Genomic DNA, 19,604 nt, shown 5'->3' with positions numbered 1-19,604 from the left:
ACGATGCAGAATGTTCCACGCCTACCGGTCGGCCGCCGCAAGAGAGCGCATGAAGTCGCCGAGCATCTCGAAAAGGCCATAACCTCGGGCGAGTTCACCGAAGGCAGCCAGCTTCCTTCCGAGAAGGATCTGATGGTGCGCTTCGGCGTCGGAAGACCCGCGGTGCGCGAGGCGCTGTTCATCCTGCAGCAGCAGGGCCTGGTCGAGATCGCGAGCGGCGCCCGGGCGCGCGTCACCTCGCCCTCGCCCAAATTCCTGGTCGGCCAGGTGAACGGCCTGATCAAGCGGCTCTCGGCGACGGGCCAGGGCCAGACCCATATGGAGCAGACCCGCCTCCTCTTCGAGGCGGGCGTCGCCTGGCAGGCCGCCAAGCAGGCGACACCTGAGGACATCCTGCGCCTCAAGAGCGCGCTCGATGCCAATGCCGCGGCCATGGGTAATACCGCCGAATTCATCCGCACCGACGTCGCCTTCCATTACGAGCTCACTGTCATCACCCGCAACCCGGTCTTCGCCGCCATTCACGACGCGCTCGTCGAATGGCTGATCGACCAGCGCACCACCACGATCCATATGCCGGATGCCGACCGTTTCTCGGTGCGCGATCATACTGCCATCTATGAGGCGGTGGCGGCGCATGATCCGATGCGCGCCTTCCACGAGATGGCGAGCCACTTGCACCTGATCAGCCAGCTCTACACCGAATCGAAGCGCCTCTCGGAAGAGATCCTGCGCAATGTCACCCGCGATGTCGCGGCGCGCATCGACCGCGAGATGGATGAAATGTGGTCGGGCCCGCAGCGGTCCAAAAGGAAGCCTCGGACATGACGAAGAAAGCCGTGACGATTTACGGAACGAACGAGCCGGCGCCGGAAGAGGTCGCCCTCGCGGCGGGCCCGCTCACCGCTCTCTTCGTCGGCGGCGCCTTGCGCAATATCCGCCTCCAGGATATCGAGGTCTTGAGGGGCATCTATTTCCTCATCCGCGACCGCAATTGGAGCACCGTCGTCCCTGAGATCCGCGACCTCAAGGTCGATCAGGCCAACGACACCTTCAAGATCACCTTCACCGCGCATGGCACGACGCCGAGCGACGGGCAGGATCTCGACTGGTTCGGCGCCATCGAAGGCTCGGCAGGCAAGGGCATCTCCTTCACGGCGCGGGCCACGCCGCAGAGCGATTTCATCACCTGCCGCACCGGCTTCATCGTGCTGCATCCCTTGGAGAAGGCGGTCGGCTGCCCCTTGACCATCGAGCATTCCGACGGCTCGAGCGAGGCGACGGCTTTCCCCGATCACATCGACCCGCTGCAGTCCTTCTTCGATATAAGGGCCATGACGCATGAGCCCGTTCCCGGCATCAAGGCGACCTGCCGGATGGAGGGCGGCGTGTGGGAGACCGAGGATCACCGCAACTGGCTCGATGCCTCATTCAAGACCTATTTCCGCCCGCTGATGCTGCCTTGGCCCTACAAGGTGCCGGCGGGCGAGAAGATCGAGCAGCGCATCTCCCTCACTTTCACGCCGTCGATCGCGAAGCGGGCACCCGTCGCCGCGGCCGAGACCGTCGCCATCACGCTCGGCGACCGTTCGGGCGGCGTCATGCCCGCCATCGGCCTTGCCGTCGATGCAGACGATATCGAGACGGCCGCCGCTTCCGCGGCTCATATCGCCAAGGCGCAGGTCCAGTCGCTGAGCATCAGGCTCAGATCGGATGCCAAGGACATCCCCGGCAAATTGCGCCGGGCGGCACAATTCGCGCAAGCCATCGGCGCCAGGACACAGCTCGAGATCATTCTCGACAAAGCGAACGATCCCGCGATCGGCCTCGATCTCGTCGCCGTCGCGGCGAAAGCTTCGGGCTTCGCGCCGGATTCGGTCATGGTCTCGCCCGAGATCGATCTTCAATCCTATCCGCCCTCCGTCGATCGGCCGGCAGGCCCCGCCCTCGAACATATCTATGAGTCCGCGCGCCGCGCCTTTCCCGGCATCACGCTGGGCGGCGGCATGTACAGCTATTTCACCGAGCTCAACCGCCGCCGCGTCCCGCATCATCTGCTCGATTTCGTCCAGCACGCGACGGCCTCCATCGTGCATGCCGCCGACGACCGTTCGGTCATGGAGACGCTCGAAAGCCTGCCCCATGTCTTCCGCTCGGCACGCGCTTTCATCGGCGCGACACCCTATCGCCTGGGCCCCGCCAATATCGGCATGGCCTTCAACCCTTATGGCAAGTCGACGACGCCCAATCCCGACAACCGGCGCATCACCATGGTGACCAGCGACCCGCGCCAGACCGCTCTGTTCGCCGCCGCCTGGGCAACGGGCTATCTCACCCGCGCCGCATCTGCCGGCATCGACCAGGTCACGATGATGTCGCCCACAGGGCCTTTCGGCATTCTGGACCGGCCGGTCTTCTTCGCGATCCAGGGCTTTGCCGCACTGAGCGGCGCTGCCGGCGTGACGGCAGTCTCTTCCGACCCGCAGCGCGTGCTCGCCGCGAGCGCCGACAAGGCAGGACGGCGCATCGCCTGGATCGCCAATCTGACGCCGAGACCGTGCAAGCTCGCCGTGCATGGGCTGCGGCCCGCCGCCTTGGCGGTGCTGGATGAGACCTCGGGCGGCAAGCTCACCGAGCGTCCCTTGCCCAAGACGAACGCGCTCGAATTGAGCGCCTATGCCGTTGCCCGGATGGAGGCCTGAACGATGACCATCCTTGTCCTGGGCGCGGGTGCTGTCGGCATTGCCACGGCGTGGTATCTCAAGAAGCATGGCCATGATGTGACCGTCATCGAGCGCCAGCCCGAGGCCGCGCTCGAGACGAGCTGGGGCAATGGCGGGGTCATCCATGCGAGCGAGGTCGAGCCCTGGTCGCAGCCCGGCATGCCGATGAAGATCGTGAAATGGCTCGGCAAGGAGAACGCGCCCTTGCTGCTGCGCTATGGCTCCATTCCCCATATGTGGCGCTGGGGGCTCGATTTCGCCCGCAACTGCACGCCGGAGCGTTTCGCCTTCAATGCCCGCGCCAATCTCGAGCTCGCGCTTTATTCCTTGCGCTCGCTGCAGGAGATCGCGGCCGAGACGCAAATCGCCTATGACCGCGCCACCAATGGGGTGATGAAGATCTATCGCTCCAAGGAGGCGCTGGACGGCGCCGAACGCTCCTGTGTGGCGCTCGCCAGGCACGGGCTGCTCTATGAGCGCGTCGATGTCGCGCGCGCGCTCGATCTGGAGCCCGCGTTAAAGGACACATCACCCACTTTGGCCGGGGGCTTGTTCTTCAAGCGCGACGAGGTGGGTGACTGCAACAAATTCACCCAGGGCCTCGCCGCCCAATGCGCGAAGCTCGGCGTGCGCTTTCACTATTCCACCGAAATCCAGCGCATCGAAACGGCCGGAGACAAGATCACCGGCGTCATCACCAGCGTCGGGCGCATCGCCGCCGACCAGGCGGTCGTGGCGCTCGCAAGCTACACAACCCCCCTTCTCAAGCCTCTGGGCATCCGCATTCCCATCTATCCGGTGAAAGGTCTCTCGATCACCTTCGCGCGCGGCAATTGGGGATCGGCGCCGCGCATGCCGGTCATCGACGACAGCCGCTTGTTCGGCCTCGTGCCGATTGGCGATCGCATGCGCATCTCAGGCTCGGCCGAGATCACCGGCTTCGACACGCAACCTGCGATGCCCCGCGCCGAAGCGGTCATCGCCAATGCCAGCTACACTTTCCCCGAGCTTCCGCGCCATCTCGATCTCGCCACGGCGCGCATCTGGGCGGGACTTCGCCCGGTGAGTCCGGCCGGAACGCCCATCATCGGAGCGACATCGCTCAAGGGTCTGTGGGTCAATGCCGGTCACGGCCATCTCGGTTGGACCTTGGCCTGCGGCTCGGGACGGGCGCTCGCCGATATCATTTCCGGGAAGAGGCCCGAGATCACTTTGCCGCCGCCGCAAGGCGCGGTCGCCGCATGATCCGGAAAAGTGGATACCGGTTTTCCGATAAGATCATGCGCAGAAAAGCAATGCGGCTTAAGATCGTAGGTGAATGATAAAAGGAGGAAACCATGTTGAGACATTTGGCGTTGGCGGCCGCCTTTGCCGCTTTGACGGCAGCAGGACCGGCTCTGGCCGACGAAGATGCGGCAGCCAAGGCGGTCGAGGCGGCCAAGCAATATTCCGGGACGACGATCACCGTCGTCGCCGAGGCCGGGCTTCAGGCCCTGCTCGACACGCAATATTCCGGGCCTGAATGGGAGAAGCTCACCGGCATCAAGGTGAAGGTGGTGGAGCTGCCTTTCGAGGAGATCTACACCAAGACGATCCTCGAGCATCAGGCGGGCACCGGCGGCTATGACACGCTTTTGGTGTCGCCCGCCTGGCTTGCCGATGTCGTCTCGAACGGCGCCGTCGAGCCGCTCGACCCTTATATCGAGAAATATGGCGTGAAGGCGGAATTCGACGACGTCAACCCCGCCTTCAAGGACTGGATGATCTATAACGGCAAGACCTATGGCCTCGTGGTCGACGGCGACGTGCTCGTCACCTACTACCGCAAGGACCTCTTCGACGACGCCGAGAACAAGACGGCCTTCAAGGCCAAATACGGCTACGACCTGGCGCCGCCCAAGAGCTACAAGGAATTCGGCGACATCGCCTGCTTCCTGACCGAGAAATACCAGCCCAAGCTCTATGGGGCCGGCGTCATCAATACCGGCTACACGCATTTCTTCTTCAGCGAGCGCTTCCGCAACCATGGCGGCAAGTTCTTCGATGAAGCGACCATGAAGGCGACCGTCAACAGCGAGGCCGGCCTGAAGGCGCTCACCGAAATGGTCGAGCAGAACAAATGCATGTCACCCGGCATCGAGACCTGGGGCTTCGCCGAGAATCTGTCGGCGCTCAATTCGGGCGAAATCGCCATGACCATCTCATGGCCGCCGCTGGGGCGCTGGACGCAAGGCGTGAATATCGACGACAAGGCGCTGTCCTGGGTGCCGGCGACCAAGGTCAAGGACAAGATCGGCTATGCCGTCAATCCCGGCGGCCATCCGCAGCTTGCCTCGGGCTTCCTTTCCGCCGTGTCGCCCGACAGCAAGAACAAGGACGCCGCTTACCTCTATGCCCAATGGATGCATTCCAAATCGCAGAGCCTGAAGAATGTCATGCGTCCGGTGGGCCTTCGCGATCCCTACCGCCTCTCCCACTATGACTCGCCCGAATATCAGGCACTGTGGCCGACGGCGAAGGACTATCTGGTGGTCCTGAAGGAAGGCGCCTCGCAAGGTCTCGCCGACATCTCCTTCATCGAGACCTTCAAATACCAGGATGCCATGGCGCGCGCCGTCAACGCCGCGATCGGCGGTGAGGATCCGAAGACGGCGCTCGACAACATGGCCGCCGAATGGGACCAGATTACCGAGCAAGTGGGCGTGGACAAGCAGCGCGAAGCCTATAAGGTCTGGGCAGCAAAGCCCTCGGCCTATCGCCAGTGACGGACGCAGTACTTACACCGACGAAACTCTCCGGCCGGTCCCTCAAGACCGGCCGGCGGGCTATCGGCTGGCGTTTCGCCACGCCCGCCATCGCCTTGATCCTGCTCATTGGACTCTTTCCCTTCTTCTGGTCGCTGGCAGTGAGCTTCCAGAACATCACCGGCTCCAACCGGGCCGGGATCTGGGTGGGCTTTGCCAATTATGAGCGGCTCCTGTCCGACCTGCGCTTCTGGGCCGCTTTCGGCCGCACCTTGCTCATCCTCGCCGTGGCGCTGCCGCTCGAATTGATCTTCGGCCTGCTGCTGGCCTTGCATTTCCAGGCCGACCGGCCGTTCAAGCGCCTCTTCGTGGCGCTCCTCGTCCTTCCCGCCGTCGTCTCGCCCATGGTCGCAGGCTCCATGTGGCGCCTGATGTTCGATCACAAATTCGGCCCCATCAACCAGATCATCGCCTGGGTCGCCGGCGAGCCCGTCGTCCTCTTGTGGGTGATCAAGCCCTATCTCGCTTTCTGGGCCATCATCATCACCGAGGTCTGGCAATGGACGCCCTTCATGTTCGTCCTCATTCTCGCAGCCCTCGCCAATGTCGACCGCGAGCAGCTCGAGGCCGCCGAGATCGACGGCGCCGGGCGTTTCCGCGTCTTCTTCAAGATCGTATTGCCGGCGATCATGCCGGTGCTCGCCATCGCCCTCCTCATCCGCGGCCTCGACGTGTTCCGCATCTTCGATGCGGTCTGGCAGCTCACCCGCGGCGGTCCTGGCAACAAGACCGAGACCTTGTCGATCTTCATGTATATTCGCGGCTTCCAGAGCTTTGACACGAGCTATACGGCAGCGGCCGTCGTCCTCGTGCTTCTCGTGCTCTCGATTGCCGTGACCTTGATCTTAAAGCGCCTGAGGATCGCCCGATGAGGAAGGCATCACCCTGGCACGGCATCGTCTGGTACGGCGTTTCCATCGCCATCCTCCTGGTGATGCTGTTCCCGATCTATTGGATGTTCATGGTCTCGCTCAAGCTGCCGGAGGAGATCTTCGCCTCACCGCCAGTCTGGTTCCCAAGCCAGCCGCAATTCGGCAATTTCGCGGCTCTGTTCAACGACGGCGATGTGTGGTCCTTGTGGAACAGCCTGGTCATCGCCGGCGCCAGCACGGTTGTGGCCATGGTTCTGGGCACGCTCTGCGCCTACGCCATCGTGCGCTTCAATACCGGCGGCGAGAACCTGGCGATCTGGATCCTCTCCCAGCGCATGCTGCCGCCCATCGCCATCGTCTTTCCGATCTTCCTCGCCTATGCGAATCTGGGCCTCGCCGACAGCTATTTCGGCCTCATCCTGCTCTATACCGCTTTCGCTCTGCCCTATGTCATCTGGATGATGCGCGGCTATCTGCAGGACGTGCCGCGCGATCTGGAGGAATCGGCCGAGGTCGACGGCCTGAGCGCGCTTGGCGTCCTGCGGAAGGTTGCCGTGCCCATGGCGCGCAACGGCCTCATCGCCACCGCCATCTTCGCCTTCATCTTCTCCTGGAACGAGTTCCTCTTCGCCCTCATCCTGACCCGCACCGAGGTCATCACCTTCACGGTGCAGATCAGCCAGTATTTCGGCTCGCAATCGACCTTCTGGGCCAAGATCGGCGCCATGTCGGTCTTAGGCACCCTTCCGGTCTTCATCGCCGTGACGATGCTGCAGCGCTATCTGGTGCGCGGCATCTCGATGGGCGCAGTCAAGGGATAGATCATGGCGGCAGTCACCATCGCAGGCGCGCAGAAATATTATGGCGAGGTCCATGCGGTGCGCGGCATCGACCTCGAGATCGCATCGGGCGAGTTCGCCGTCCTGGTCGGACCGTCGGGCTGCGGCAAGACCACGCTCCTGCGCATGATCGCTGGCCTCGAAGATATCGATGGCGGCACCATCAGGATCGGCGATCGTATCGTCAATGACATGCGGCCGCGCGAGCGCGACATCGCCATGGTGTTCCAGTCCTATGCGCTCTATCCCTATATGACGGTCTTCGACAACATCGCCTTTGGTCTGCGCGCCCGCAAGACGCCCGAGGCGGAAGTGGAGACGCGGGTGAAGCGGGCCGCAGCGATGCTGGGCGTCGACAGACTGCTCGAGCGCTATCCGCGCCAGCTCTCGGGCGGCCAGCGGCAGCGCGTCGCGATCGGCCGCGCCATCGTCCGCAACGCCCAGGTCTTCCTGTTCGACGAGCCCTTGAGCAATCTCGATGCGCAATTGCGCGACGAGATGCGGGGCGAGATCAAGCGTCTGCATCAGGACATCGGCAAGACGGTCATTTATGTCACCCACGATCAGATCGAGGCCATGACGCTCGCCGACCGCATGGTCCTCCTCAATGGCGGCGTGATCGAGCAAGTGGGCAAGCCGCTCAATCTCTTCGAGCGGCCGGCCTCGCGTTTCGTCGCGGGCTTCCTCGGCTCGCCGCGCATCAATTTCCTGGAGGGCGCGGTCAAGTCCGGCAAGGGCACGACGGTCATCGTCATGAGCGACGGCACCGAATTGCCTCTGCCGACGAATATACGCGTGACGCCGGGCAAGCCCGTCATCATCGGCATAAGGCCTGAGCACATCAGCGTGGCGTCGCCTGCGCCGCCCGTCAAAGGCAAGGTCCGTTTCCTCGCGAAAATCGAGCTGGTGCAGCCCACGGGCTCGCGCAGCCTCGTCACGTGCCGCATCGGCGCGCAGAGCCTTGTCGCCGAGCTTCCGTCGCATGACATCAACGGCGCCACCGGCAACATTTCGATCGATATCGACATGGGCCGCGCCGTCCTCATTGACGGCGAGACCGATCGCGCCATTGCCCGGGCCTGACGGTTTTGATAACCGGTGGCCGTTCCGGCACTCACCTCTTTCCCTGATTGGCACCATGGCGAGCCGTTCCACCGTCACCTTCGCCGTCCTGATCTTTCCCGGCTTCCCCATGATGGCCTTCAGCGCGGTCATCGAGCCGCTCCGGGCCGCCAATGTGATCGCCTCCGCCAAGCTCTATGACTGGACGATCGTCGGACCCGATGAGAATCGGGTGACGGCGTCGAACGGGATTGCCGTCACGCCGCATTATGCCGCCGCTAAGGCACCCTCGGCCGATTACATCGTCGTCTGCTCGGGAGGCGATGCCGACCGGCTCGACGCCAAGAAGCCGCTGTCCTGGATCAGGAAGAATCTGCGCCTCGGGGCTCATATCGGCAGCGTCGCCGACGGCGCCTTCTATCTCGCCCGCGCCGGTTTGCTCGACGGCTATACCTGCACTTTGCATTGGCAGAGCCAGCCCGCCTTTCTCGAGGCCTTTCCCCATATCCGCCTGGCGCGGCGCATCTTCGTCATCGACCGCACCCGCTTCACCTGCGCCGGCGGCGTCGGCGCCATGGACATGATGCTGGAGCTGATCGCGGGCCATCACGGCACCGAGCTGTCGCGGCAAGTCGCGGAATGGTTCGTGCATGATCGCATCAAGGCGAGCGCCGATCGCGAACGCCTGCAACTGCGTCTGCGCACCGGCATTCGCGACGATGTCGTCCTCAAGGCGGTCGCGCTCATGGAGAAGGCGAGCGAGAAGAGCGAGGAAGTTTCCGCCATCGCCGTCAGGCTCGGCCTGTCGATGGGCCAGCTCGAAAGGCTGTTCAAGGCCGAATTCGGCCTGGGTCCCGCCGAATATTACCGCCGCTTCCGCATGGAGCGCGCCCGCGACCTTCTCGCTCATTCCAAGATGTCGGTGCGCGAGGTGGGGCTCGCTTGCGGCTATTCGAGCTTCTCCTCCTTTGTGCGCGCTTATAAAGCCGTCTTTGGCGCGACGCCGGGAAAGGCGCGCAAGAGTTAACATCCCGCAAAGCTGCATCGATTCTTTACGTGGGGGCATGGGGCATTGGTGCCCTCGCTTTCAATACCCTTTCAATTCCCTTTCGATAACCTTTCATACCTTTCAATATCCTTCGCCTCCGGCACCGATCGCGGCGACAAGGCTTGCCGGGATTCGCGCAACCCGCGTGGACAGAGGGACGAGAACCGCTCGAATGCGGGCGAGCGCCTTGCGCGCAAGAGCACGGAGCGGGCTCGCCAAAGGCGCACCGTCGGGTGACACAGAGCCAGGAGTCGCCGCCCGGGCCTCCGGTAACAGGCGCGCAGCTCCTGCACGGTGTCATGGATGCTTTCCGCAATAGCCACTAGGATTTCGACAATGATGGCGAAGAACACGGCAATCTTCGCCGCCCATGGCGCAACGACGCGGTCGAGCGCCGCGCTTAGGCAGAGCATGCTGGTCATCTGATGGTCCTTGTCGGAAGAGAGAGCAACGGAATTTACAGAAGCAATGCGCCCGGCAGCAGGCACGCAGTTTCCGACTCTGATATTTTCCAACACCACGGCTTGGCCCGCAATGTCAAGAGATAAAAAACTGGAATAGTCACAGGCGGTTCATAGCGTCAGCTTGTAGCCGACATGGCTGCCGGTGAAGCCGAGCCTCTCATAGAAGCGATGTGCATCGGAACGTCTCTTGTCCGTCGTCAGCTGGACGAGATCGCAGCCCTTCGCCCGGCATTGATCGATCGCCCATTCGAACATCCGCTGCCCGAGCCCAGATCCGCGGTGCTTCGCCGCAACCCTGACGCTCTCGATCTGGCCGCGCCACGCCCCTTTGCGCGACAGTCCCGGGATGAAGGTGAGCTGCAAGCTGCCGACCACCTCATCGCCGAGGACAGCGACCGCTTGCAGTTGTCGGGGATCGGCGTCGATGGCCTGGAAGGCCTCCAGATATTTGGGGTTCAGCGGAGAGCCGGTATCCTCGCGCTGTCGACCCAGGCCATCATCGGCCAGAAGGGCGATGATCGCCGGGATATCTGCGGCCCGGGCGCGGCGAAACGTGACTCCTGTCATTGCGGCTGACTCCATGAGGGTATGAATAAGATCGCATCAGGCGATGATCAAAGCACATTTTTCTCTCAAAACTGCACATTCGTCACCGGCGAAGTCGGCCATTTTCGAGCTTTCCCGGCATTCGAAAGGATTTGCGGCATATGAGCATCGTCGTCTTCAACCCCGACAAGGTCGATGATGTCGACTTCGGCGATCATATGCGCCATCCGGCGGCCGATGAGCCCGCCAACAACATGTGGCTGTCGGACACCGAGCCCCCGGCCGTAGACGCCGTGGCGCTGCGGCGCGAGCGGCTCACGAAGCTGCGCCAATGGATGAAAAAGGCCGATTACGGCGCCGTGCTGCTGTTCGATCCCTACAACCAGCGCTATGCGACCGGCTCGCGCAACATGTTCGGCTATTTCCTGCGCAATTCGACGCGCTATTTCTTCGTGCCCGTCGAGGGCCCCATCATATTGTTCGAATATCCCCAGAGCTACCACGTCTCGACGAAGCTCGACACGGTCGATGAGGCACGCCCGAGCAAGCTCGTCTGGTCGTCGGTCTCCGGCAAGGACAATGAGACGGCGGGGCCCTTCGCGGCCGAGATCGCCGACCTGATGCGCGAGCATGCCCCCGGCAACCGCAAGATCGGTCTCGACCGCTGCAGCCACCTCCAGGCGCTGGCGCTCGAAAAACAGGGCCTCGATGTCAGGGATTGCCAGGGCGAGATCCTCGCCGTTCGCGCGGTGAAGACGCCGGAGGAGATCAAATGCCTCCAGATCAGCATGACGGGTGCTGAAGCCGCGGTCGCGGCGGTGCGCGATGCGATCAAGCCGGGCATCACCGAGAACGAGCTTTTTGCCGTCATGTATCACGAGGTCATCCGCCAGGGCGGCGAGTTCATCGAGACCAGGCTTCTGACCTCGGGCCAGCGCACCAATCCCTGGTTCAGCGAGGCGAGCGGGAGGCGCGTGCGGCCCGGCGAACTGGTGGCGCTCGACACCGACACCATAGGCTGCTTCGGCTATTATTCCGACTTCTCCCGCACCTTCCGCTGCGGTCCGGGCAAGCCTTCACCCTATCAGAAGGCGCTCTACCGCATGTCCCATGATCAGGTGCAGCACAATATCGGCATCATCAAGCCCGGCATGAGCTTCCGCGAGATCGCCGAGAAGGCCTGGAAGATCCCCGAGCGCTTCATCGATCAGCGCTATACCTCGGTCATGCACGGGGTCGGCATGCATGGCGAGACACCCTTCATCGCCCATGCTATGGACTTCGCGACTTATGGACGGGAAGGCACGATCGAGCCCGGCATGGTGGTGAGCGTCGAAAGCTATATTGGCGAGAAAGGCGGCCGGGAAGGCGTCAAGCTCGAAGACGAGCTCCTCGTGACCGAGAACGGACCCCAGCTGATTTCCCGCTTCCCTTACGAGGACGAGTTGCTGGGCACGGAAGTGTGAGAGTGTGAAATGAAGACGGCGATTTCCTTTGCAGACAAGAAGGTTGCCTTGCTGCTGGTCGACCTGCAGGAGGAGCAGCGCCGCGACCCGCTTTACTCCGTCTTCGGCTTCGACAATGTCCTGGCCAACGCCGCCAAATTGCTGGCGGGGGCGCGCGCGACCGGCCGCCTCGTCGTCCACGCGGCCTATCGGCGCGACTTCGCGCAGCACCCTCCCCGGCCTTTCGAGCCCGTGACATCGGACGGCAAGCCTACCTTCAGCGACGCGGTCAATCCGCTGACCGCGATCTGCACGGAAGTGGCGCCGCAAGGGTCGGAGCCCGTCATCTACAAGAACGATGCCAGCGCCTTCTGCGAGGGAAATCTGCAGCCCCTGCTGAGCGAAGCACAGATCGAATGGCTGGTGATCGCGGGGGTGTGGACGGAGGCTTGCGTCGCGGCAACGGTGCGCGACAGCGTCGCGCAAGGATACCGCGTTCTCCTGGTCAAGGACGCTTGCGGCAGTGCCACCTCGGCGATGCACAAGACCGCCGTGATCAATCTCGCCAACCGTCTTTATGGCGGCGCGGTCACCGATACGGCGGGCGCCATGGAGCTGCTCGACGGAAAGACGATCCAGGCCTGGGTCGCCGAGCGCCCCGTGCCGATCCTCTTCAATTTCACCGATGCGGCCGACCGCTATGCCGAACTCTGATCCCTGCACATAAATCGACGAGAGTTGAACATTTGAGCCTATGACTGCGGTCTAGTCTTTCTCCAAGCACAACAGAGTTTCGGAGGAGACTGTCATGGGAAAGCTCGACCGCCGCGCCTTCATGCAATCGGCACTCGCCGCGGGCTTAAGCCTCACCGCTGCAAATGTCCTCTGGTCGAAGGCCGCGCGCAGCGCGCCGGCCAAAGGCGGCTTGTTCCGCGCCGGCCTCGATGACGGCAACACCACCGACAGCATGGATCCCGCGACCACCAATTCGCGCTTCATGATCACCATGGCGCATACGCAGCGCAATTTCCTGACCGAGATCGCGCCCGACAACGGCGTCAAGGGCGAACTCGCCGAATCCTGGGAAACCTCCGGCGACGCCAAGACCTGGATGCTGAAGCTGCGCAAGGGTGTCGAATTCCACAATGGCAAGACCTTCGACGCCAATGACGCGGTGGCGTCCCTCAACCATCATCGCGGCGAGAAATCGACCTCGGGCGCCAAATCGCTGCTCACGTCGGTCGAGAGCATCAAGGCCGATGACAAGAACACCGTCGTCGTGAAACTGTCGAGCGGCAATGCCGACCTGCCTTATCTCCTCACCGACTATCACCTGGTGATGCTGCCGGCCGATGGCGAGGGCAAGGTGAGCTTCGCCAATGACGCAGGCTGCGGCGGCTATGTGGTGAAAAGCTTCGATCCGGGCGTCAAGGCGACGCTCGAGCGCTTCAAGAATTACTGGAAGGCCGACAGCGCCTATTTCGACGGGGTGGAATATACGGCGATCCCCGACGTCAATGCACGCCAGACGGCGCTGCTCAACAATTCGCTCGACGCCATGATCGAATGCGACTTCAAGACTGTGCATATGCTGGAGCGGGACAGCAATCTCAAAGTGGACGAGGTGCCGACCGGCACGCATGTCTCGATGCCGATGTTTCAGGATGTCGCTCCCTTCGACAATCCCGATGTCAGGCTCGCCTTGAAATATGCGGTCGATCGCGAGGCGACGGTCAAGATGGTGGTGAACGGCCACGGATCGATCGGCAACGACCATCCGATCAGCCCGATCATGCCCTATTATGACGGCTCGATCGAACAGCGCGCCTATGACCCGGAGAAGGCCAAATTCCATCTCAAGAAAGCCGGCCTCGAGAACCTCAAAGTGGACCTCTCGGCCGCCGATGTCGTCATCACCTCGGGCGTCGACATGGCGCTCCTTTTCCAGGAGACGGCGCGCGCCGCCGGCATCGAGGTCAATGTGATCCGCGAGGCCAATGACAGCTACTGGTCCAATATCTGGCTCAAGAAGCCCTTCTGCCTGGCCGGCTGGGGCCAGCGTCCGACGCCCGACATCATCTTCACGCTGGGCTATGCGGCGGGCGCCGACTGGAACGACTCGCATTTCAAGGACGATCGCTTCAACCAACTGATGCTGGAAGCGCGCGCCGAGCTCGACCAGAAGAAGCGGGCCGAGAAATATGGCGAGATGCAGCGCATCCTGCACGACAAGGGCTCGGTCATCATCCCCTTCTTTCGTAACTGGATCTATGCCCGGCGCGCCAATGTCGAGCATGGCGACAAGCTCACCTCGAGCTGGCCGCTCGATGGCGCGCGCGGCGCCGAGCGCTGGTGGTTCGCCTCATAGGCGGGGTATGCTGCCCGCCGCATGAGCAGACGCGATTCTCTTCGTCTCGACTGGCGGCGGGACAATATCAGGTTTCTGAGAGCCCATTATGAGCAGGCCTGCCGGGCCCCGCCCAAGGGCGCTCATGAATGGCTGAGCCTCGATGTCGGCGGGCGGCTGATCCGCCTTCTGATCCACGACGCTGCGGCGCCGAGCGACCGCGCGATCATCTACTTCCATGGCGGCGGGTGGATCGTCGGCTCGCCTTCGACCCATGCCGACATAACGAGCGCCCTCGCCGCAACGACCGGCCTGCCGGTGATCTCGGTCGACTATCGTCTGGCGCCCGAATTCGTGGCCGAGGACATGATCTCGGACGGTCTTGCCGTGCTGCGGCATTTTCTGGGCCGATATGAATCGGCCATTCTCTGCGGCGATTCGGCCGGTGGAGCTTTGGCGCTTGCGGTCGAGTGCAATGCCGGCGAGCTGAAGGAGGACATCATCGGCGTGGCGAGCTTCTATGGCTGTTTCGGGCTTTGGGCCAATGCCGCGCTGCATCAGGCTTCCGCCGTGAGCGACGGCCTCGATACCCTGAGCGTCAGACGCTATTGGCAGGCGGCCAATCGCAGCCAGGGCTTGAGCCCCTACTCCATCCCGGCGCTTGCTCATGCGCAAGGCTGCCCGGTCCATCTTCTGATCGCCGGCCGTGATCCGCTGTGCCGCGATTCATTGGCCTTGGCCAACGCCCTCAAAGAGAAGGGTCGCCCCGTCACCATCGACATGCAGGCCTTCGCGGATCACAGCTTCCTGCAGGATCCGCGTCTGCACCGCGCCAGGGAGAACGCCTATCGCGGGATCGCCGACTGGATCTGTGCTCTCAATAGCGCCCGACCTGAAGCCCGCCATCGACGACGATCGTCTGGCCGGTGATGTAGCGCGCGGCCTTGGACGCCAGGAAGGTGACGACATCGGCCACATCCTCGGGCTCGCCGAGCCGGCCCATGGGAATGATGGGTGCCGCGGCCTCCGCCCCATCCGGCCCCAGCGAATGCTCCTTCGACAGGAGCTGCGCCGTCCTTATATAGCCTGGTGCCACCGCATTGACCCGGATCCCCGACCGCGCCAGCTCGACCGCAAGCCCGCGCACCAGGCCGATGACGCCCGCCTTGGCGGAGGAATAATGCGCATGCTCGTTCCAGCCATAGGTGCTGCCCATGATGGAGGAGAGGGCGACGATGGCGCCCGACTGGCGCTGGCGCATGCCGGCGAGCGCCGGCCTGATGATGCGGAACACGCCCTTGAGGTCGATGTCGAAAGTGTAGTCCCAGCGTTCGTCGCTCAATTCGGCGAGCGGCACCTTATGCGCGATGCCGGCATTGGCGATGACGACGTCGATGCGGCCACGGCGCTTCTCGACCTCGCCGATGAGCGCATCGGCCGCCATGCTCGAGCGCACATCGAGCTTGCGGAATTCGGCCGAGCCGCCCGACTGGGTAATTTCACCGGCGACGGCGGTGCCTTCCTTCTCCAATATGTCGGTGACGACGACATGATCGCCGAGCGCGCCGAAAGCGCGGGCGGTGGCGCGGCCGATGCCGATGCCGCCGCCGGTGATGATGACGATGCGCCGGCTCATAGCATCACATCCCCTGAATTGGCGCCCAAAGTCTGGCCGACGAACAGGCTTGCCGCGGGCGAGGCCAGGAACGACACGACGGCAGCGATTTCCTCGGGCTCGCCGAAGCGGCCGAGCGGCAATTGCGCCGCCTTCCGGTCCTGCCAGTCCTGCGACAAGGCCCTGACCAGTGGCGTATTGATGGGCCCCGGCGCCACCGCATTGACCCTGACACCCTGGCTTGAAACCTCGCGCGCCAGCGACTTGGTCATGCCGATGATGGCCGCCTTGGCGCCGGAATAATGCACGAGCTCGACGCCGCCGATCTGGCCGAGCTGCGAGGCGATATTGATAATGACGCCGTCCCGGGCCTTGAGCATCTCCGGCAGGACGGCCCGCATCATGAGGAAGGTGCCCCGCACATGCACCGCGAACATGCGGTCGAACTCGGCGGGCGTGATCTCGGCGAATGTGGCCTGATGGACATGGCCGGCATTGTTGACGAGGAGGCCGATTTCACCCAATGCCGCGCGCGCCCGCGCCACCAGGGCCGCGACATCGTCTTCGCGCGAGACATCGCCTGCTTTCGCCGCGGCCTTTCCGCCCTTCGCCTTGATGCTGGCGGCGGTCTCTTCGGCGCGCTCGCCATGGAGGTCATTGACCAGCACGCCATAGCCGTCCTGCGCCAATCTCTCGGCGATGGCGCGGCCTATGCCCGATCCCGCACCCGTAACAATCGCTGACTTCGTCATCTATCACCATCCCGCAAATTGAGCGACGGCCGCATCATCGACGCGTCCCGCCTTGGCATCCTTGATCGCCTGATCGAGGATACCGACCGCAATGTCGACCTCATCGCGGCTGATGGTCAAGGGCGGCGTGATTTCGAGCACATTGCCGCCGACATAATGGACGACCGCACCGAGTTCAAAGGCGCGATAGACGGTACGCTGCGTCAGCTTGCGGTCGCGCCCATTGCTCTTGCGGTCGGTGACGAGCTCGAGTCCGATGGCAAGGCCATGGCCGCGTACATCGCCGATGACATCGCTCGCTGCCTGGCATTTGCGCAAGCTCGCCATGAAATAGCTCCCCGTCTCCTTAGCCCGCGCCGGCAGATCTTCCTCGATGAGCGTGCGCATCACCTGCCGGCCGACCGCGGTGCAGATCGGATTGCCGGCCGTGGTGAGAAGTGCCGAGGCCGCGGGACCATCGAGGATTTCCGCCGGTCCGACCGCGGCGCTGAGCGGCAGGCCGCCGCCGATGACTTTCCCGAAAGTGACGATCTCGGGCACGATGCCGTCGAGCTGGAAGGCATGCAGCACGCCCGGCCGGCCGAGGCCCATTTTCACCTCATCGACGGCGAGCGGCACCTTGTGCTTACGGCAGAGCGCATGGAGGGCGCGGAGATACCCCTTCGGCGGCACGACCAGGCCGCCATCCGACAGGATGGGCTCGACCATCAGGCAGGCGACATCGCCCTTGGCAAGCTCGCGGCCGATCTCATCGAGGCTCGCCTCGACGCTCGCTTTGACCGGATCGGGACCATCGACATGCGGGCGGAAGGGATTGGGATAGGTCGCGAGATAGAGATCGGGGTCGGCGGCGACGCCGGCGTCGATATGGACGCCGGACACCCGCATGGCGACGCCCATGCCGCCATGATAGCCATGATGGAAGGCGATGATGCGCCGGCGTCCCGTCGCCTTGCGGCAGGCGCGCAGCACGACGTCATTGGCATCGGTGCCGGCATGGCCGAAATAGACGCGGCGGTCGCCGCTGCCTGGTGTCAGCGCCAGAAGCTCCTCGGCGAAACCGACCGAGTCGGGATGCACCGCGGAAAGCCCGCCGGCGCCGGCGGGCCTTCGCGCCGCCCGCATCATCGCTTCGAGGATCTTCGGATGCCCATGGCCGAGGCCGGACGCGGTCCAGGTCGCCGAGAGATCGATCAGCCGGCGCCCGCCATCCTCGATGAGCCAGCAGCCCTCGCCCTCGACCACCGCCAAGGGGAAGAAGCGCAGCTTCTCTATGCCGGCGACGGCGAGGCGGTCGCGCTCGATCAGACTCAGATGGTTCGACATGTCGGTTCCTTTATGGAGATTCATTTGTCGCGGCGGCCGAACAGCAGCCAGAAGGCGATCCCCACGATCACGGTGCTGACGATGAGGATGATGACATTGAGCGAATAGATCAGCGGCACATTCGAGGTCTTGGTGGAGGCTTGCTGCCACAGATAGATCGGCAGGGTCTCGATCCGCCCCCTCAGATAGATCGAGCGGGCGATCTCGTTGAAGGAGAGAAGGAAGGCAAAGAGCCCGCCCGAAATGATCCCGTCCTTGAGCAGCGGGAATTCGATGTCGCGGAAGCGCTGCCAGGCATTGGCGCCGAGATCGGCGCCGGATTCGAGGAGCCGCGTGTCGAAGCGCAGCGCCACCACCAGCACCGCGAGGAGCGCGAAGGGAAACGACCAGACGAGATGGCCGGCGAAGAGCGACCACATGCCCATCTTGAGGCCGAGCAGCACTCTCAGATAGAGGAACAAGGCGGTGCCCACGACGACGCCCGGGATCATCAGGGGCAGCAGCGTCACCGCGAGGATCGCGCTTTTGCCGTGCCGGATGCGCGGAATGGCGCGCCCGACGAGCGTGGCGCAGACCATTGAGGTGAGCGCCACCGCGATGCCGAGCAGCACGCTCAGCCACAGAGGCCAGAGCCAATTCGTGTTGGTGGCGAGCGCATTGTACCATTGGCCGGTGAAGTCGCCCGGAATCCCGCTCAAGGGCTCGCCCGAGACCGACATGACCATGAGCCAGAAGATCGGCGCATAGATGCCGGCCAGCGCCAGAATGCCGGTGAGCGCGCCGAGCTTTTTCCAGATCGGCCATTCCGAGATGGAGGGCGTGTAGTTGAGCGGCAGGGCTTTGCTCATTTGGGCGCCTTCCGCGCCTGCCGTCTCTGTTTCAGGCGTCCACCGAGCATAAGCGCCAGCAGGGCGGCAAGCCCCGCCATGATCGCCAGCATGAAGACCGAGAGGGCGGCCGCCACAGTGTAGTTGAGTACCTGCAGCAGGCTTTTCACCGAGGAGGCCAGCACCACGACTTGGCCGCCGCCCAGGAGCTCCGGCACGACCGGATCGCCGATCATGGGGATGAAGGTGAAGATGAAGCCGGCGCCGAGACCGGGCAGCGCGAGCGGCAGGATGACATGCCAGAAGGTGAAGGCGGGCGAGGCGCCGAGATCCTTGCTGGCCGCCAGCAATTCATCATCGATGAGGCTGACCGCCAGATAGAGCGGGAAGACCATGGGCGGGAAGTAAGGCCCGATCAGCCCGACGATGACGGCGAATTCCGAGAACAGGAGCCAGTCCAGCGGCCGGTCGGTGAACCCGATAGTCATGAGAAACGCGTTCACCGGGCCGTTGAGCCCGAGGACGGCGCGCCAGACGATGGTCCGCGCCGATATGCTGAGGAAGAAGGGAATGGTGAGGGCGGCGAGCGTCACCACCTTGACCGGCGTCGAGCGCGTGCCTTTCGCGAGCCACACGGCGAAAGGCACGGCAAGTGCGAGCTCGATCGCCGTCACGACCGCCGCGATCCGCAGGGTCCGGATCGTCACCTCCCAGCGCCCGGAGGACAGAAGGTCGCGATAGGCTTGCAGGTTGGGCTCCCAGACGAGCTGGAAATTCTCGAGCTTGAGGAACGACCACAGGACGAGGCCTAAAAGCGGCAGGATGACGATGAGTGTCCAGGCCGCGATCACGCCGGAAAAGCCGAACGGGCTGACGCCGCTCGGGCTCACGAAGCGCGTTATGGAATTGGACGGCAAAGGCATCGATGGGGGCT

18 protein-coding genes are annotated in these 19,604 nt (G+C 63.5%); 12 read left to right on the top strand and 6 right to left on the bottom strand.

Annotation, left to right across the window (positions count from 1 at the left end; all coding sequences use genetic code 11):
* The first annotated feature begins 3 nt into the window (after positions 1-3).
* From DS839_RS07205 to DS839_RS07170, 8 genes are all read left to right on the top strand, one after another.
* Positions 4-828 (top strand): FCD domain-containing protein, encoded by an 825-nt coding sequence (locus tag DS839_RS07205; RefSeq protein WP_119269622.1) that lies wholly within the window; start codon positions 4-6, stop codon positions 826-828.
* A complete protein-coding gene (locus DS839_RS07200; protein ID WP_119269621.1) occupies positions 825-2,702 on the top strand; it encodes a D-apionate lactonase family protein in 1,878 nt (625 codons plus the stop codon). Before DS839_RS07205 ends, DS839_RS07200 begins: the two co-directional genes overlap by 4 nt.
* A 3-nt stretch (positions 2,703-2,705) precedes the next feature.
* Entirely contained in the window at positions 2,706-3,968 is a 1,263-nt protein-coding gene (locus DS839_RS07195; protein WP_119269620.1) for a D-amino acid dehydrogenase, read from the top strand.
* 92 nt (positions 3,969-4,060) lie between these two features.
* On the top strand, positions 4,061-5,488 hold the full coding sequence (locus DS839_RS07190; protein ID WP_119269619.1) for an ABC transporter substrate-binding protein: 1,428 nt from the start codon (positions 4,061-4,063) through the stop codon (positions 5,486-5,488).
* The gene (locus DS839_RS07185) at positions 5,485-6,399 is read left to right on the top strand and encodes a carbohydrate ABC transporter permease (RefSeq protein WP_162918360.1); all 915 of its coding nucleotides are present in this window, start codon (positions 5,485-5,487) and stop codon (positions 6,397-6,399) included. Before DS839_RS07190 ends, DS839_RS07185 begins: the two co-directional genes overlap by 4 nt.
* Positions 6,396-7,220 (top strand): carbohydrate ABC transporter permease, encoded by an 825-nt coding sequence (locus tag DS839_RS07180; RefSeq protein WP_119269617.1) that lies wholly within the window; start codon positions 6,396-6,398, stop codon positions 7,218-7,220. The genes DS839_RS07185 and DS839_RS07180 overlap by 4 nt, the downstream gene beginning before the upstream one ends.
* 3 nt (positions 7,221-7,223) lie before the next feature.
* A complete protein-coding gene (locus tag DS839_RS07175; protein ID WP_119269616.1) occupies positions 7,224-8,321 on the top strand; it encodes an ABC transporter ATP-binding protein in 1,098 nt (365 codons plus the stop codon).
* 55 nt (positions 8,322-8,376) lie between these two features.
* The gene (locus DS839_RS07170) at positions 8,377-9,327 is read left to right on the top strand and encodes a GlxA family transcriptional regulator (RefSeq protein ID WP_119269615.1); all 951 of its coding nucleotides are present in this window, start codon (positions 8,377-8,379) and stop codon (positions 9,325-9,327) included.
* Positions 9,328-9,920: 593 nt separating this feature from the next.
* Here the strand turns inward: DS839_RS07170 and DS839_RS07160 are convergent.
* Positions 9,921-10,379, bottom strand: a complete 459-nt coding sequence (locus DS839_RS07160) for a GNAT family N-acetyltransferase (RefSeq protein WP_119269613.1) — start codon at positions 10,377-10,379, stop codon at positions 9,921-9,923.
* A gap of 140 nt (positions 10,380-10,519) precedes the next feature.
* On the opposite strand from DS839_RS07160, the gene DS839_RS07155 reads away from it, so the two are divergent.
* The 4 genes from DS839_RS07155 (at position 10,520) to DS839_RS07140 (ending at position 15,080) form a co-directional block, all read left to right on the top strand.
* Positions 10,520-11,824: a M24 family metallopeptidase gene (locus tag DS839_RS07155; RefSeq protein WP_119269612.1), complete on the top strand. Its 1,305-nt coding sequence runs from the start codon at positions 10,520-10,522 to the stop codon at positions 11,822-11,824.
* Between the two features lie 9 nt (positions 11,825-11,833).
* On the top strand, positions 11,834-12,517 hold the full coding sequence (locus DS839_RS07150) for an isochorismatase family protein (protein WP_119269611.1): 684 nt from the start codon (positions 11,834-11,836) through the stop codon (positions 12,515-12,517).
* Between the two features lie 94 nt (positions 12,518-12,611).
* Positions 12,612-14,171 (top strand): ABC transporter substrate-binding protein, encoded by a 1,560-nt coding sequence (locus DS839_RS07145; protein ID WP_119269610.1) that lies wholly within the window; start codon positions 12,612-12,614, stop codon positions 14,169-14,171.
* A 21-nt stretch (positions 14,172-14,192) separates the two neighbouring features.
* Positions 14,193-15,080, top strand: a complete 888-nt coding sequence (locus DS839_RS07140; RefSeq protein WP_119269609.1) for an alpha/beta hydrolase — start codon at positions 14,193-14,195, stop codon at positions 15,078-15,080.
* Here DS839_RS07140 and DS839_RS07135 read toward each other — a convergent pair.
* Genes DS839_RS07135 through DS839_RS07115 form a run of 5 tightly spaced genes read right to left on the bottom strand, consistent with a single transcriptional unit; the run spans position 15,028 to position 19,593 of the window.
* A complete protein-coding gene (locus DS839_RS07135) occupies positions 15,028-15,786 on the bottom strand; it encodes an SDR family NAD(P)-dependent oxidoreductase (protein ID WP_119269608.1) in 759 nt (252 codons plus the stop codon). The genes DS839_RS07140 and DS839_RS07135 overlap by 53 nt on opposite strands.
* On the bottom strand, positions 15,783-16,517 hold the full coding sequence (locus DS839_RS07130; protein ID WP_119269607.1) for an SDR family NAD(P)-dependent oxidoreductase: 735 nt from the start codon (positions 16,515-16,517) through the stop codon (positions 15,783-15,785). The genes DS839_RS07135 and DS839_RS07130 overlap by 4 nt, the downstream gene beginning before the upstream one ends.
* 3 nt (positions 16,518-16,520) lie before the next feature.
* On the bottom strand, positions 16,521-17,843 hold the full coding sequence (locus tag DS839_RS07125; RefSeq protein WP_119269913.1) for an aspartate aminotransferase family protein: 1,323 nt from the start codon (positions 17,841-17,843) through the stop codon (positions 16,521-16,523).
* A gap of 20 nt (positions 17,844-17,863) precedes the next feature.
* Positions 17,864-18,691, bottom strand: a complete 828-nt coding sequence (locus DS839_RS07120) for an ABC transporter permease (RefSeq protein ID WP_119269606.1) — start codon at positions 18,689-18,691, stop codon at positions 17,864-17,866.
* Positions 18,688-19,593, bottom strand: coding sequence for an ABC transporter permease (locus DS839_RS07115; protein WP_119269605.1), 906 nt, complete (start codon positions 19,591-19,593; stop codon positions 18,688-18,690). Before DS839_RS07115 ends, DS839_RS07120 begins: the two co-directional genes overlap by 4 nt.
* Positions 19,594-19,604: the final 11 nt, after the last annotated feature.

Source organism: Taklimakanibacter deserti, assembly GCA_003574785.1.
The sequence above is the reverse complement of the archived record's forward strand: the minus strand, read 5'-3'. Positions and strand labels throughout refer to the sequence as shown.